Annotated in this window: 10 protein-coding genes; 2 read left to right on the top strand and 8 right to left on the bottom strand. The window is 60.8% G+C overall.

Features of this window, described 5'->3' with window-relative positions:
• Positions 1-174 precede the first annotated feature (174 nt).
• The 7 genes from ACEN9A_RS09665 to leuC form a co-directional block, all read right to left on the bottom strand.
• Entirely contained in the window at positions 175-2,823 is a 2,649-nt protein-coding gene (locus ACEN9A_RS09665; protein ID WP_258673283.1) for a FimV/HubP family polar landmark protein, read from the bottom strand.
• Positions 2,824-3,031: 208 nt separating this feature from the next.
• Positions 3,032-4,042, bottom strand: coding sequence for an aspartate-semialdehyde dehydrogenase (locus ACEN9A_RS09660; RefSeq protein ID WP_258673281.1), 1,011 nt, complete (start codon positions 4,040-4,042; stop codon positions 3,032-3,034).
• Positions 4,043-4,318: 276 nt separating this feature from the next.
• On the bottom strand, positions 4,319-5,431 hold the full coding sequence (gene asd / locus ACEN9A_RS09655; RefSeq protein WP_007935182.1) for an aspartate-semialdehyde dehydrogenase: 1,113 nt from the start codon (positions 5,429-5,431) through the stop codon (positions 4,319-4,321).
• Positions 5,432-5,499: 68 nt separating this feature from the next.
• On the bottom strand, positions 5,500-6,582 hold the full coding sequence (gene leuB, locus ACEN9A_RS09650) for a 3-isopropylmalate dehydrogenase (RefSeq protein ID WP_007935187.1): 1,083 nt from the start codon (positions 6,580-6,582) through the stop codon (positions 5,500-5,502).
• Between the two features lie 51 nt (positions 6,583-6,633).
• Positions 6,634-7,401: a class I SAM-dependent methyltransferase gene (locus ACEN9A_RS09645; RefSeq protein WP_019649333.1), complete on the bottom strand. Its 768-nt coding sequence runs from the start codon at positions 7,399-7,401 to the stop codon at positions 6,634-6,636.
• A gap of 130 nt (positions 7,402-7,531) precedes the next feature.
• Complete coding sequence (gene leuD, locus ACEN9A_RS09640; protein WP_018928097.1) at positions 7,532-8,176, bottom strand: 3-isopropylmalate dehydratase small subunit; 645 nt, start codon at positions 8,174-8,176, stop codon at positions 7,532-7,534.
• Between the two features lie 11 nt (positions 8,177-8,187).
• A complete protein-coding gene (gene leuC / locus ACEN9A_RS09635; protein ID WP_258673278.1) occupies positions 8,188-9,606 on the bottom strand; it encodes a 3-isopropylmalate dehydratase large subunit in 1,419 nt (472 codons plus the stop codon).
• 159 nt (positions 9,607-9,765) lie between these two features.
• Between leuC and ACEN9A_RS09630 the strand changes: the two genes are divergently transcribed.
• Positions 9,766-10,656 carry a LysR family transcriptional regulator gene (locus ACEN9A_RS09630; RefSeq protein WP_019649335.1) on the top strand — a complete coding sequence of 297 codons (891 nt, stop codon included), beginning with the start codon at positions 9,766-9,768 and terminating at the stop codon, positions 10,654-10,656.
• An 83-nt stretch (positions 10,657-10,739) separates the two neighbouring features.
• Positions 10,740-14,018, top strand: a complete 3,279-nt coding sequence (locus ACEN9A_RS09625) for a sensor domain-containing protein (RefSeq protein WP_258673276.1) — start codon at positions 10,740-10,742, stop codon at positions 14,016-14,018.
• A 255-nt stretch (positions 14,019-14,273) separates the two neighbouring features.
• Here the strand turns inward: ACEN9A_RS09625 and ACEN9A_RS09620 are convergent, their stop codons facing one another.
• Positions 14,274-14,720 (bottom strand): Hsp20 family protein, encoded by a 447-nt coding sequence (locus tag ACEN9A_RS09620; RefSeq protein ID WP_258673274.1) that lies wholly within the window; start codon positions 14,718-14,720, stop codon positions 14,274-14,276.
• Positions 14,721-14,742: the final 22 nt, after the last annotated feature.

Raw genomic sequence — 14,742 nt, 5'->3', positions numbered from 1 at the left:
TTTGCCAAGGGGTGACAGCCTACTGATCTACGCAAAGGCAGGCATTATAAGGCCGCCGGACCGGGATGCCAGCGTAACTGTGACACGGCGTTGAATGTACCAACCCCATCGCATCCCCCAAACAAAAACGGCAGCCTTGACGGGCTGCCGTTTTGTTTACGCCTTACCGACGATTCACGCCAGACGCGAGAGCATTTCCTTGGCTTCGCTCTTCTGCCCCGCATCGCCCTCGGTCACCACCTCATTGAGGATGTCCCGAGCGCCGTCGTTGTCGCCCATGTCGATGTAGGCCTGGGCCAGGTCGAGTTTAGTGGCGACTTCGTCGGTGCCAGAGAGGAAATCGAGCTCATCGTCCGCAGAGGCAAAAGCGTCTTCTTCGGTGAAGCTCGGCTCGCCAAGGCTCTGGGACAAACGATCCAGCTCGGCATTGACGTCGTTGAGTTCGTTTTCAAAGGCGTCAGGCTTATCCGGGGTGGCGTCCATTTCATCGGCCAGCGACAGATCGAAGTCAGCCGGCAACTCCAGGTCGTCGAGCGGCGCCTCAGTCGCGACCGGCGCTTCAGTGACAGTCGGCACTTCAGCGGCAGGCAAGTCCTTGAGGTCGTCATCCAGACTCAGCAGGAAGTCGTCTTCAGCCAGGGTTTCTGGCGAAGCATCGCCACCCAGGTCCATGTCCAGGTCGAAGTCCGACAGATCGTCGAGGCTTTCCTTGATTTCAGTCTGTTGTTGCAACACCGACTCAAAGCTCAGGTCGTCGTCCAGCGGAAACTCGTCCAGCTCAGCCAGAGACTCTGGTTCTGGCTCAGGCTGTGGTTGCGGTGCTGGCTCGACTGCAACCGCAGGCGTGATCGGAGTAGCCGCTTCCAGATCGTCGAGACTCAGATCGAAAGCACTGTCAAAGTCAGCCAGTGCCGGTTCCGGGGCTTGCGGCTCGTCCAGCAGCAGCTCCTTGACGTACTGCGCGTCCAGCTCGGCGGCGACAGCCGCGGCGGCCAGACCACCCACCGCCGCAACCACCATGGCCGGGAAACGGCTTTTCAGCTGTTCGACCCGGGCGAAGTTGTCGCCGTTGGCCACCAGTTGACGCTCCTGAGCGACGAACGCATCGCGATCGCCCTGCTGACCGTAGACTTCCATCAGCTTCAGGCGCAGGTCGCTGCGTTGCGGCTCTTGCTTGATAGCGTCTTCCAGCAACGCGGCAGCCTGATTCAGGCGACCGGCCGCGATGTGCGACTGTGCCTGGGCCAAGACGTCGTCAGAGCGTTCGGCGGCAGGCGCAACCAACGGTGCAGCGATCGGTGGCGTCACCACAACCGGGGCAATCACTGGTGCAGGTGCAGGCGTTGGTGCGGTCGCGAGTTTCACGCTTGGCGGTGGAACTTCCAGACCTTCGAAGCTGCTTTCCGGCAGGTCGAGGTCGGCGGAGAACTCTTGCTCCTCAGCCAAGGCACGGGCCATGCGCAGATGTTTTTCTGCTTCTTGCTGAGCTTTGCGGCGACGAGCCAGCAACAGCAGCAAGAGCAGCAGAACCACCGCACCGCCACCCACCAGACCCAGCAGGATCGGGTTGGTCAGCAGTTCGTTGAATTTCTGCTCGTCGGACGCCACAGGCGTCGGCTCGACGACTGGCGCCGGAACGACTTCCGGTGCAGCAGCCTCTGGCGCAGGAGCCGCCGGAGCCGGGTCCGCAGGCGTTGCCGCAGGATTGGCCGCAAGTTCCGCCGACATCGCCGGAGCGGTCGTAGCCGCCGGTGCGCCCGCGCCGCCTTCGGCTTGCAGCTTGGCCAACTGATTATTCTTCAGTTCGATCAGGCGCTGCAGCTTGTCCAGCTGGCTTTGCAGGTCGTTCATGCGGCTTTTCAGTTCAGCGTTGTCACGGCGAGCCGTGTCGAGGCTTTCCTGGGTCACGGCCAGCTTGTTGCTCAAGGCTTTCGCGTCACCGGCAGCACCTTTGCCACGGCCCTTGCCGGTGTCGGCAGAGACCAGGCTCAGCTTGTCCGTGGCGACTTGCGACGAAGCGCCGTCACCGCGAGCACGCTTGGTGGCATCGAGTTGCTGCTGCCCGCTTCCGGGCTTCGCCACATAGCGACGACCGTGGCGCCATGCAGAGTTCTGCGCCGCGACTTCAGCGATGGCCTTGGGTTGCGGCAGGCTGGCGCTTTGCACCTGATCCGGCAGACGCAGCACCTGGCCGGTTTTCAGCCGATTGATGTTGCCGTCGATAAAGGCATCCGGGTTCAGCGCCTGGATGGCCAGCATGGTTTGCTGGATCGATCCACCGCTACGCGCCTTCGCGGCGATTTCCCATAGGGTATCGCGCGACGTGGTGGTGTATTGCGTCGATTTGGTCGCGCCGGTGACTGGCGCGGTCACCGCCTGGGCTGGCGCCGGTTGCGCGGCGGCATCGGCGGTTTGCGGCGAGAATTTGGACGGATCGAGCAGCACGCTGTAATCACGCAGCAAACGACCGCTTGGCCACATCACCTGAACCAGGAATTTCACCATCGGTTCGGACAACGGTTTGCTGGAGGTGATGCGCAGGATGCTTTTGCCGCTGGCGTTAAGCACCGGCGTGAAAGTCAGGTCGTTGAGGAACGCCTGACGGTCGACACCAGCCTTGGCGAAATCTTCGGGCGAGGCCAGGCTCGGCACCACTTCGGCAGCCGTGAGGTCCTTGACGTCGAGCAACTCGATTTCTGCTACCAGAGGCTGGTTCAGCGTCGATTTCAGGGTCAATTCCCCAAGCCCGAGGGCATGCGCCATACCGGAGGACAGCGCCGAGGCGGCCGCTATTGCTAACACCAGTTTGCGAACTTGAACCATAGCCTCATCCTTTGTTTGAACATTCCTCGGCCAGCGAGAAGGTGTTGATTGCCGCTGCCGTAAGGCGTTGCGCGCGACGGCGAAGGGTCGTCGCGCGCGATCGTTTCATTCATGCGACGAAAGCCCTGCGGGATGGCTCGCCTCAAGCATTCCAGCCAAACACAGTGTTCGGCTGGAACCACTAGAAAAAATTGTTGCCAAGTATCTTTTACAGCAGGTCTTTTATCAACAATTCAGCCACCTGCACAGCATTGAGCGCGGCGCCTTTGCGTACGTTATCTGACGTCAGCCACACGTTAAGTTCCGCCGGGTCGTCGATCCCGCTGCGAACCCGACCAACGTAAACCACGTCCTGCCCTACCGCATCGCCTACCGGAGTCGGGTAATCGCCCGCCTCGACCAGCTCGATACCGGGCGCCGCTTCCAGTGCCGCGTTGACTTTCGCCAGGTCGACAGCGCTCGATGACTGCAAGGTCACGCTATAGCTATCGCCAAAAAACACCGGGGCTTGAATGCAAGTGACGGAAATCTTTAATAAAGGCAGCGACAAGACCTGACGCAGCTCGCGCACCAGACGCTTTTCCAGCAGCGTATGACCCTGAGCATCGGGCGCACCGACTTGCGCCAACAGGTTAAAAGCCATCTGCCGATCGAAGAATGCCGGCTCCAGCGGACGCACGTTGAGCAGTTCGGCGGTTTGCCGGGCGAGCTCGCTGACGGCTTCGCGGCCCTGGGCGGATACCGCCAGGCACGCCGTCAGGCTGATGCGTTGCAGGTCGAGCAAGTCGAGCAGCGGCGCCAGCACCACCGCCAGCGCTGTCGCCGAAGGGCTTGGGCTACTGACCTGGAAGGGCTTTTTCAGGCCAGCCAGAACTGCAGCATTGGCCTCGGGCACCACTTGCGGCGCCTGATCGGCAGGCAACGCGCCGGACAGATCGATCAGCGAGCAACCGGCGGCCGTAGCACGCGGGGCGAAACTGAGGGTCACCGCCGGGCCGGCGGCGAAGAACACCAATTGGACTTTGCTGAAGTCGAACTCATCGACTTCGCGCACCCGCACGTTCTTGCCGCGAAACGGCACCGAGTGTCCGGCCGATTCACTGCTCGCCAGCAGGTGCAGATTGCCGACCGGAAAGTCGCGCTCTTCGAGAATCTGGACGAGTGTTTCGCCGACAGTACCGGTGGCGCCGATCACGGCAATATCGAAGGACTGGCTCATGGTTCTACCTCTGGCGAAACGGGGGGAGCGGCACTTTACCGGGTGGTTGGCGGTGAGGCAACGAATGGGGAAGCCTTGTAGCAGCTGCCGAAGGCTGCGTTCGAGGACGAAGTCCTCGTCATGGCGATCCCGATCATTCAGGCAAAGCGCGCACGAAGGGTTTACGACTGCTGCGCAGCCGGACGCAGGCTTCGCCAGCTGCTACAGAAGTTGGATGGCGCGCATAAAAAACCCGCACCTCTTTCAAGGCGCGGGTTCTTTCATTGCATCAATCGATCAACGCTCAAGCAGGATCCGCAGCATGCGACGCAGCGGCTCGGCCGCGCCCCACAGCAGTTGGTCGCCGACGGTGAAGGCTCCGACGAATTGCGAACCCATGTTCAGCTTGCGCAGACGACCGACCGGCACGTTCAGGGTGCCGGTGACTTTCGTCGGGCTCAGCTCCTGCATGCTGATTTCACGGTTGTTCGGCACCAGCTTGACCCAAGGGTTGTGCTGGCTGATCAGTCCTTCGATGTCGGCGATCGGCACGTCTTTGTTCAGCTTGATGGTCAGTGCCTGGCTGTGGCAACGCATGGCGCCGATGCGCACGCAGATGCCGTCCACCGGGATCGGGCTCTTGAAGCGACCGAGGATCTTGTTGGTCTCGGCCTGGGCCTTCCACTCTTCACGGCTCTGGCCGTTCGGCAGTTCCTTGTCGATCCACGGGATCAGGCTGCCGGCCAGCGGTACGCCGAAGTTTTCGGTCGGGTACGCGTCGCTGCGCATGGCTTCGGCAACACGGCGGTCGATGTCGAGGATCGCGCTGGCCGGATCGGCCAGTTGATCGGCGACAGCACCGTGGGTCACACCCATTTGCTTGATCAGCTCACGCATGTGCTGCGCGCCGCCACCGGAGGCCGCCTGATAGGTCATGGCGCTCATCCACTCCACCAGGCCGGCTTCGAACAAGCCGCCCAGGCCCATCAGCATCAGGCTGACGGTGCAGTTGCCGCCGATGTAGTTCTTGGTGCCCGCGTCGAGCTGCTGGTCGATGACCTTGCGGTTCACCGGGTCCAGCACGATCACCGCGTCATCCTGCATGCGCAGGCTGGAAGCGGCATCGATCCAGTAACCCTGCCAGCCGGCTTCGCGCAGCTTCGGGAACACTTCGCTGGTGTAGTCGCCACCCTGGCAGGTCAGAATCACGTCGAGGGTTTTCAGCTCTTCAATGCTGTAAGCGTCCTTGAGCGGAGCAATGTCCTTGCCCACGGACGGGCCTTGGCCACCGACATTGGAAGTGGTGAAAAACACCGGCTCGATAAGATCGAAATCCTGCTCTTCCAGCATCCGCTGCATGAGCACGGAACCGACCATGCCGCGCCAACCGATCAGACCTACACGTTTCATCGCAACTACACCTTCTTGAAAAGTGGGCCGCTGCTTTCAAGGTTGAAAATTGCAGCGGGCCAGAGAGATTACAGATTCCGCAGCGCGGCGACTACTGCGTCGCCCATTTCCTGCGTACCGACCTTGGTGCAACCAGCCGACCAGATGTCGCCCGTACGCAGGCCTTGATCCAAAACCAGGCTCACGGCCTTCTCGATGGCATCGGCCGCATCCTGCAGATTGAAGCTGTAACGCAGCATCATCGACACCGACAAAATGGTCGCCAACGGGTTGGCAATGCCCTTGCCAGCGATGTCTGGCGCCGAACCGTGGCACGGCTCGTACATGCCTTTGTTGTTGGCATCCAGCGACGCCGACGGCAGCATGCCGATGGAACCAGTGAGCATCGACGCTTCGTCGGAAAGAATATCGCCGAACAGGTTGTCGGTGACGATCACGTCGAACTGCTTCGGCGCACGCACCAGTTGCATGGCGGCGTTGTCGACGTACATGTGGCTCAGTTCGACGTCCGGGTAGTCCTTGGCCACTTGCTCGACGATTTCACGCCACAGCTGGCTGGAGGCCAGCACGTTGGCCTTGTCCACCGAGCACAGCTTCTTGCCGCGCACGCGCGCCATGTCGAAACCGACACGGGCGATACGGCGGATTTCAGTTTCGCTGTATGGCAGCGTGTCGTAGGCCTGACGCTCGCCGTTTTCCAACTCGCGCACGCCACGTGGCGCGCCGAAGTAGATACCGCCGGTCAGTTCACGGACGATCAGGATGTCCAGGCCGGCAACGATTTCCGCCTTCAGGCTGGAAGCCTCGGCCAGTTGCGGGTACAGGATCGCCGGACGCAGGTTGCCGAACAGGCCCAGTTGCGCACGGATTTTCAGCAGACCGCGCTCAGGGCGGATGTCACGCTCGATGGTGTCCCATTTCGGGCCGCCCACGGCGCCCAGCAGCACAGCATCGGCTGCGCGTGCACGGGCCAGGGTTTCGTCGGCCAGCGGCACGCCGTGCTTGTCGATGGCGGCGCCACCGATCACGTCATGGCTCAGTTCGAAGCCCAGGCTGTACTTGTCGTTCGCCAGCTCCAGCACCTTGACCGCTTCGGCCATGATTTCCGGGCCAATACCGTCGCCTGGGAGAATCAGAATCTGCTTGCTCATGCTTTCCTCATGTCATCAGTCGGCGCACTCGCGAGTGCGCCCGGAAAAATTCTATCGTTCAGCCATCAGCACCAGCACATCGGTGCTGAACGAACCATCGGCCTCAATCTCAAAATATTCGCGCACTTCGTTGCCCATCGATTGCTGCAACTCGAGGATCGCCGCGCGCATCACCTGCGGCGTGCGCATGCGCTCGACCCAGGAGGTGTACTCCAGGCGCAACCGTTGACGCGTGGTGCTGCGGGTATGCAACCCCGCTTCGCTGACCTGACGCAACCACTCGCCCGCAGAATAATCGCGCACGTGGCTGGTGTCGCGCAGCACTTCGACGCTTTGCAGGTAAGTGTCGAACAACGGGCTGCCCGGCGACAACACATCGATGAACGCCGCCACCCCGCCCGGCTTCAGCACCCGGCGAACTTCGCGCAGGGCCACGCCGAGGTCGCTCCAATGGTGCGCCGAATAGCGGCTGAAGACGAAATCGAACTCGCCATCGGCGAACGGCAGACGCTCGGCGGCGCCGTTGACCGTGGTCACATTGCTCAAACCCCGGTCGATCGCGGCGGCGGCGACCACATCGAGCATCTGCTGGGACAGGTCGTAAGCGACTACTTCCTTGACCAGCGAGGCCACATGAAAACTCACATGACCGGCGCCGCAACCCAGGTCCAGTACCCGGGCATCGCCCTGCCCCGCCAGTTCAGCCTGTAGCAGTGCGAACTCGGTGCCTTGAGCGTGTACGGCGCTGCTCAGGTAAGCAGAGGCCTGCTCACCGAATTGCTTTTGGACTACCTGACTGTGCTGGGCGTTGCTGGTCATCGGGACTTCCTTTTGGGTTGCTGGTTTTCAAGATCAAAAGATCGCAGCCTTCGGCAGCTCCTACATGGAATGGCATGCACCTGTAGGAGCTGCCGAAGGCTGCGATCTTTTCAACGGTCACCTCAAAACATCACGCGTCGCGAAACAACCACGGCTGGCTCGCGCGGTGCTTGGCTTCAAACGTGGCAATCGCCTCGTGATCCTGCAAAGTCAGGCCGATATCGTCCAGGCCATTGAGCAGGCAGTGCTTGCGGAAGGCATCGATCTCGAAACTCAGCACTTTGCCGTCCGGACGGGTCACGGTCTGGGCCTGCAGATCGATCTGCAACTGGTAGCCCGGGTTCGCTTCAACCTGCTTGAACAGCTCATCGACTTCAGCATCACTCAAGATGATCGGCAGCAAGCCGTTCTTGAAGCTGTTGTTGAAGAAGATGTCGGCGTAACTCGGCGCGATGATGCTGCGGAAACCGTACTCTTCCAGCGCCCACGGCGCGTGCTCGCGGCTGGAGCCGCAACCGAAGTTCTCGCGGGCCAGCAACACGCTGGCGCCTTGATAACGCTCGGCATTGAGGACGAAGTCCTTGTTCAGCGGGCGCTTGGAGTTGTCCTGATAGGGCTGGCCAACGTCCAGATAACGCCACTCATCGAACAGGTTCGGACCGAAACCGGTGCGTTTGATCGACTTCAAGAACTGCTTCGGGATGATCTGGTCGGTGTCGACGTTGGCACGATCCAAAGGCGCGACAAGACCAGTGTGCTGGGTAAAAGCTTTCATGCTGCGCTCCTTTAGATCAATTCACGGACGTCGACGAAACGACCGTTCACAGCGGCGGCGGCGGCCATGGCCGGGCTGACGAGGTGGGTACGACCACCGGCGCCCTGACGGCCTTCGAAGTTACGGTTGGAGGTCGATGCGCAATGCTCGCCCGATTCCAAACGGTCCGGGTTCATCGCCAGGCACATCGAGCAGCCAGGCTCACGCCATTCAAAACCGGCCTCGATAAAAATCTTGTCCAGACCTTCGGATTCGGCCTGAGCCTTCACCAGCCCCGAACCCGGCACCACGATGGCCTGCTTGATGGTCGAAGCCACTTTGCGGCCCTTGGCGATCACCGCGGCGGCGCGCAGGTCTTCGATCCGCGAGTTGGTGCAGGAACCGATGAATACGCGGTCCAGCTGAATGTCGGTGATCGCCTGATTGGCGGTCAAACCCATGTATTTCAAGGCGCGTTCGATGGAGTCACGCTTGACCAGGTCCATTTCCTTGGCCGGATCCGGTACGTTCTGATCCACGGCCAACACCATCTCAGGCGAGGTGCCCCAGCTGACTTGCGGCTTGATCTGAGAGGCATCGAGCTCGACGACGGTGTCGAACTTGGCATCGGCGTCGGAGACCAGGTCTTTCCAGGCTTCGACGGCCAAATCCCATTCCGCGCCCTTCGGAGCAAATGGACGGCCCTTGACGTAAGCCACGGTTTTTTCGTCGGCGGCCACCAGGCCAACACGGGCGCCGGCTTCGATGGACATGTTGCAGATGGTCATGCGGCCTTCAACGGACAAGTCGCGAATCGCGCTACCGGCGAATTCGATGGCGTGGCCATTACCGCCGGCGGTGCCGATCTTGCCGATCACGGCGAGGACGATGTCCTTGGCAGTCACGCCGAACGGCAATTTGCCCTCGACCAACACCAGCATGTTCTTCATTTTCTTGGCGACCAGGCACTGAGTGGCGAGCACGTGCTCGACCTCGGAGGTGCCGATACCGTGAGCCAGGGCACCGAATGCGCCGTGGGTCGAGGTGTGGGAGTCGCCGCAGACCACGGTCATGCCCGGCAAGGTGGCGCCCTGCTCCGGGCCGATGACGTGGACGATGCCTTGTCGGACGTCATTCATCTTGAATTCGACGATGCCGTATTCGTCACAGTTATCGTCGAGGGTCTGAACCTGCAAACGCGAGACCTGGTCGACGATCGCCTCGATGCCGCCCTTGCGCTCCGGGGTGGTCGGTACGTTGTGGTCCGGGGTCGCGATGTTGGCATCGATGCGCCAAGGCTTGCGCCCGGCCAGACGCAGGCCCTCGAAGGCTTGCGGCGAGGTCACTTCGTGGATGATGTGACGATCGATGTAGATCAGCGCAGAGCCATCGTCGCGCTGCTTGACCAAATGCGAATCCCAGAGCTTGTCGTAGAGCGTTTTGCCGGCCATCAGACGGTTTCCTCATCAGCTTGTTTCTATGCCCCGGATCTTGAGTAATTCAATAACCCCTTGGCTTGTGAGGTCGATCCTAGGGGGTTACATTAAATAACTCAAATTCATATTTTTTATGCTTTGCATAACCAACTGGAATGTCACTGAGACCTCATTATGGACCTCGCCAACCTCAACGCTTTTATCGCGATTGCCGAGACCGGAAGCTTCTCCGGCGCCGGCGAACGGCTGCACCTGACGCAACCGGCCATCAGCAAGCGCATCGCCGGGCTGGAGCAGCAATTGAAGGTGCGACTGTTCGATCGACTGGGCCGGGAAGTCGGCCTGACCGAAGCCGGCCGCGCCCTGCTGCCACGGGCCTATCAGATCCTCAATGTACTGGATGACACCCGCCGCGCCCTGACCAACCTGACCGGCGAAGTCACCGGCCGTCTGACATTGGCCACCAGCCATCACATCGGCCTGCACCGTTTGCCACCCTTATTAAGGGAGTTCACCCGACGTTACCCGCAGGTGGCGCTGGATATTCAGTTTCTCGACTCGGAAGTGGCTTACGAAGAAATCCTTCATGGCCGCGCTGAACTGGCGGTCATCACCCTTGCACCGGAACCTCACACATTGGTCAAGGCCACGCCCGTGTGGGACGACCCGCTGGATTTCGTGGCCGCCCCGGAGCATCCGCTGATCAGCAACGGCGCAGTCAGCCTGGCGGACATTGCCCTGCACCCCGCGGTTTTCCCCGGTGGCAACACCTTTACCCACCATATCGTGCAGCGCCTGTTCGAGGCCCAGGGCCTGACGCCGAACATCGCCATGAGCACGAACTATCTGGAAACCATCAAGATGATGGTCTCGATCGGCCTGGCCTGGAGCGTTTTGCCGCGCACCATGCTGGATGATCAAGTGGCGCGCATACCTTTGCCGGGCATACAACTCACTCGCCAGCTAGGCTATATCCTGCACACCGAACGGACGCTGTCGAACGCGGCAAAGGCCTTCATGGCTTTGCTGGATGCACAAATCGATCAGCCAGGGACTCGCGGCTAAGCTGTGCTTCTTCTTTTGTGCTACGCCTATAGAGCCCCAAAACCCTGTGCCTAACGCCCAACTCAGCCCAAGGCCTGTCATCCATGCCCAAATCTGTTGAACGTATGCCGCCAATGCCGCGAATTCAGGCAATTGACCCAAAACGGTCCGAGCAGAGCTGGGAAAGCGCCCCACAGTTGCTCGCGGCCCTCAACGGTGCCCGGCTGGGCGCCTGGTATTGGGACATCGAGCGCGGGCAGATAAGCTGGTCACGGGGCACTCAGGCGTTGTTCGGCTTCGATCCCCGACAACCGTTGCCCGAGGATCTGGAATACCTCGACCTGCTGCCCCAGGAGGATCGGGCGAAAGCCATCCGCGCCTTCAATGCAGTGATCGCCGGCGCTCCGCTGGAGCAGGCCATGCACCACCGCATCCGCTGGCCCGACGGCAGCCTGCACTGGCTGGAAATCAACGGCAGCCTGCTACCGGACAAAAACGGCCGGCCACGAATGATCGGGGTCATCCGTGAAATCACCCACCAGCGCCAGCGTGAACAAGCGCTGAGCAGCTCGGAAAAACGCTTCGCCACGCTGTTTCACCTGTGCCCGAACATGGTGCTGCTGACCCGTCAGGAAGACGGCCTGATCAGCGAAGCCAACCAGTATTTCGAAAGCCTGTTCGGCTGGCCGGTGCAAGATGCTATCGGCCGAACCACGCTGGAGCTTGGTCTTTGGGTCAACCCGGAGCAACGGGCGGAACTGGTCAAGGCCACCAAGGCCAAAGGTGAGCTGATCAACATGGAGGTGCAATTTCGCGCCAGCAATGGGCAGATTCACGACGGCATTCTCAGCGCGCAAAAAGTCGAGCTCGAAGGCCAGCCCTATCTGCTGAGCACATTCCTTGACACCACCGAACGCAAAATCGCCGAGCACGCCCTCAAAGACAGCCAGGAACGCCTCGACCTGGCCCTGGATTCAGCGCAACTCGGCACCTGGGACTGGCACATCCCCAGCGGCATGCTTTATGGCTCGGCGCGGGCCGCTCAGCTGCACGGGCTGGAGCCCAAACCCTTCCATGAGTCCTTCGATGCGTTTTTCGAAGGTGTACCCGGCGAAGAACGCGACACCATGCGCGACGCTTACCGCAGCTTACGTGAAGGCCCGGCCGGCAATTATCAACTGACCTACCGCGTGCAGCTGCCGGACGGCAGTTCGCGCTACCTGGAAAGCCGCGCCAGACTCTACCGCGATGATGACGGCAACCCGCTGCGCATGGCCGGCACATTGCTGGACATCACCGAGCAAGTAGAGCGCGAACAGCAACTGATAGCGTCGGAGGAGAAATTCGCCACGTTGTTCCAGGTCAGCCCCGACCCGATCTGCGTCACGCGCCAGGACACCGGCCACTTCATCGAGATCAACTCCAGCTTCACCCAGACGTTCGGCTGGAGCACCACCGACGTCATCGGTCGCAGCGCCGACGAAATCGGCCTGTGGGACGCCTCGGCGAAAAGCCTGCAAAGGATCGAGCGAGTCATCCGCGAACAGGGCCTGAACAATGTGGCGATCATCGTTCAACACAAGGACGGGCAATCCCTGACCTGCGTGATCTCCAGCCGCCAGATCAGCGTCGGCGACCAGCCGTGCATCGTCACCACCCTGCGCGACATCACCCAACAGCAACGCTCGGAAGCGGCGCTCAAGGCCAGCGAAGAGAAGTTCGCCAAGGCCTTCCACTCAAGCCCCGACGCCATCACCATTACCGAGCGCGACACTGGACGCTATCTGGAGGTTAACGATGGCTTCTGCCGCCTGACCGGCTACCGTGCCGATGAAGTGGTGGGCCGCACGGTGTATCAGGTCGGCATCTGGGCCGAGGAGAAACAACGCTCGGCGTTGTTGGCCGAACTACAGATCAAGGGCCGGGTTCACCACCTGGAAATGCTCGGGCGCAACAAGCGCGGCGAGTTGCTGACCGTCGAAGTCTCGGTGGAGCCGATCACCCTCAACGAAACCGCCTGCCTGCTGCTGACCGCCCGGGACGTCAGCCTGCTGAAAAATGCCGAAGCACAGATCCGTCACCTGGCCTACCACGACCCGTTGACCAATCTGCCGAACCGCGCGCTGCTGATGGACCGCCTGAGCCAGCAGATCGCCCTGCTCAAACGCCACAACCTGCGCGGCGCCCTGATGTTCCTCGATCTGGACCACTTCAAGCACATCAACGACTCCCTCGGCCACCCGGTGGGCGATACGGTGCTGAAAATCATCACCGCGCGCCTTGAAGCCAGCGTACGCATGGAAGACACCGTCGCACGCCTGGGCGGCGATGAATTCGTGGTGCTGCTCAGCGGCCTGGAAGGCTCGCGCAGCGACGTCAGCGCTCAAGTCCGGGAACTGGCGGACACCTTGCGCGAACTGCTGTCCGAACCGATGTTCCTCGACGGACAGCGCCTGCAAGTGACGCCGAGCATCGGCATCGCGCTGATCCCCGACCACGGCTCGACCCCGACCGACCTGCTCAAGCGCGCCGATATCGCCCTCTATCGCGCCAAGGACTCGGGCCGCAACACCACGCAGATGTATCACAACACCATGCAGAAGGCCGCCAGCGAACGCCTGCGCATGGAAACCGACCTGCGCCTGGCCCTTTCCCGGGGTGAATTCAGCGTGCAATACCAGCCTCAGGTGGACGCCCGCAACAACCGCATTACCGGCGCCGAAGCCCTGGTGCGCTGGCACCATCCGCAACTGGGCGCGCAATCGCCGACCGAGTTCATCAAGGTGCTGGAAGACAGCGGGCTGATTCTGGAAGTCGGCACGTGGATCCTCGACGAAGCCTGCGCGGCCTTCAAACGCCTGATCGCCAAAGGTCTGATCGACCCGCTCAATTTCAGCCTGTGCGTGAATATCAGCCCGCGACAATTCCGTCAGAACGACTTCGTCGAACGCATCGAGCACAGCCTCGGCAGCCACGACCTGCCCTGCTCGCTACTGAAACTGGAAATCACCGAAGGCATCGTCATCCAGAACCTGGACGACACCATCAGCAAAATGCGACGCCTGAAAAAACTCGGCGTGAGCTTTGCCATGGACGATTTCGGTACCGGATACTCCTCGCTGACCTACCTCAAGCGCCTGCCGGTCGACACCCTGAAAATCGACCAGTCGTTCATCCGCGACGCCACCACCGACCCCAACGACGCCGAAATCATTCGCGCCATCGTCGCCATGGCCCGCAGCCTGGAGCTGGAAGTGATTGCCGAAGGGGTCGAAACCCTGGAGCAGCTGGAGTTCTTGCAGGGGCTGGGCTGCCATTTGTATCAGGGGTATCTGCACAGCCGGCCGTTGCTGGTCGAGGAGTTTCAGAAACTGCTCAAATAAACCCGTAGCAGCTCCGCATTCGACTGTAGCAGCTGTCGAGCCTGTGAGGCTGCGTTCGGCTGCGAAGCAGTCGTAATCCAGTCAATACCATTTACCTGAAAGAACGCGGTGGCAGGTTTTGCGACTGCTACGCAGCCGAACGCAGCCTCGCGGGCTCGGCAGCTGCTACAAATAGGTGTAAATCTTATTCAGGACGGGATAACGGACAAAAAAAGGGCGCCAGTGGATGGCGCCCTTCTCATTTGCTCTGACCGATTAGTGTTGCAGAGCCGGTTTTTTCGTCCCGTTGATCGGGATGCGTTTGGCTTTCGCTTCTTCCGGGATCACACGCAGCAGGTCGATACTCAACAAACCGTTGCGCAGTTCGGCGGCCCTGATTTCGATGTGGTCCGCCAGACGGAACGACAGTTTGAAGGCGCGCTGTGCGATGCCTTGATACAGATAGGTGACATCTTCGTCCGTGTCACGTTTGCCGCCACTAATGGTCAACACACCTTTTTCCACTTGCAGGTCCAGGTCTTCTTCCTGGAAACCGGCGGCCGCTACGACGATACGGTATTGGTCATCCCCGTATTTTTCAACGTTGTAAGGTGGATAGGTGCTGCCTGGCTCATTGCGCAGGGCGGTTTCGAACAGGTCGTTGAAACGGTCGAAACCTACCGAGGAACGGAACAGTGGAGCCAAGGAAAATGAAGTACTCATGATTCAAATCTCCTGAACATGT

This window comes from Pseudomonas sp. Pseusp18 (assembly GCF_059506005.1).
The sequence above is the reverse complement of the archived record's forward strand: the minus strand, read 5'-3'. Positions and strand labels throughout refer to the sequence as shown.

Excerpts from the sequence above, each read along its gene's own strand:
- ACEN9A_RS09665 (WP_258673283.1), bottom strand. The coding sequence starts at position 2,823 with ATGGTTCAAGTTCGCAAACTGGTGTTAGCAATAGCGGCCGCCTCGGCG.
- ACEN9A_RS09660 (WP_258673281.1), bottom strand. The coding sequence starts at position 4,042 with ATGAGCCAGTCCTTCGATATTGCCGTGATCGGCGCCACCGGTACTGTC.
- asd (WP_007935182.1), bottom strand. The coding sequence starts at position 5,431 with ATGAAACGTGTAGGTCTGATCGGTTGGCGCGGCATGGTCGGTTCCGTG.
- leuB (WP_007935187.1), bottom strand. The coding sequence starts at position 6,582 with ATGAGCAAGCAGATTCTGATTCTCCCAGGCGACGGTATTGGCCCGGAA.
- ACEN9A_RS09645 (WP_019649333.1), bottom strand. The coding sequence starts at position 7,401 with ATGACCAGCAACGCCCAGCACAGTCAGGTAGTCCAAAAGCAATTCGGT.
- leuD (WP_018928097.1), bottom strand. The coding sequence starts at position 8,176 with ATGAAAGCTTTTACCCAGCACACTGGTCTTGTCGCGCCTTTGGATCGT.
- leuC (WP_258673278.1), bottom strand. The coding sequence starts at position 9,606 with ATGGCCGGCAAAACGCTCTACGACAAGCTCTGGGATTCGCATTTGGTC.
- ACEN9A_RS09630 (WP_019649335.1), top strand. The coding sequence starts at position 9,766 with ATGGACCTCGCCAACCTCAACGCTTTTATCGCGATTGCCGAGACCGGA.
- ACEN9A_RS09625 (WP_258673276.1), top strand. The coding sequence starts at position 10,740 with ATGCCCAAATCTGTTGAACGTATGCCGCCAATGCCGCGAATTCAGGCA.
- ACEN9A_RS09620 (WP_258673274.1), bottom strand. The coding sequence starts at position 14,720 with ATGAGTACTTCATTTTCCTTGGCTCCACTGTTCCGTTCCTCGGTAGGT.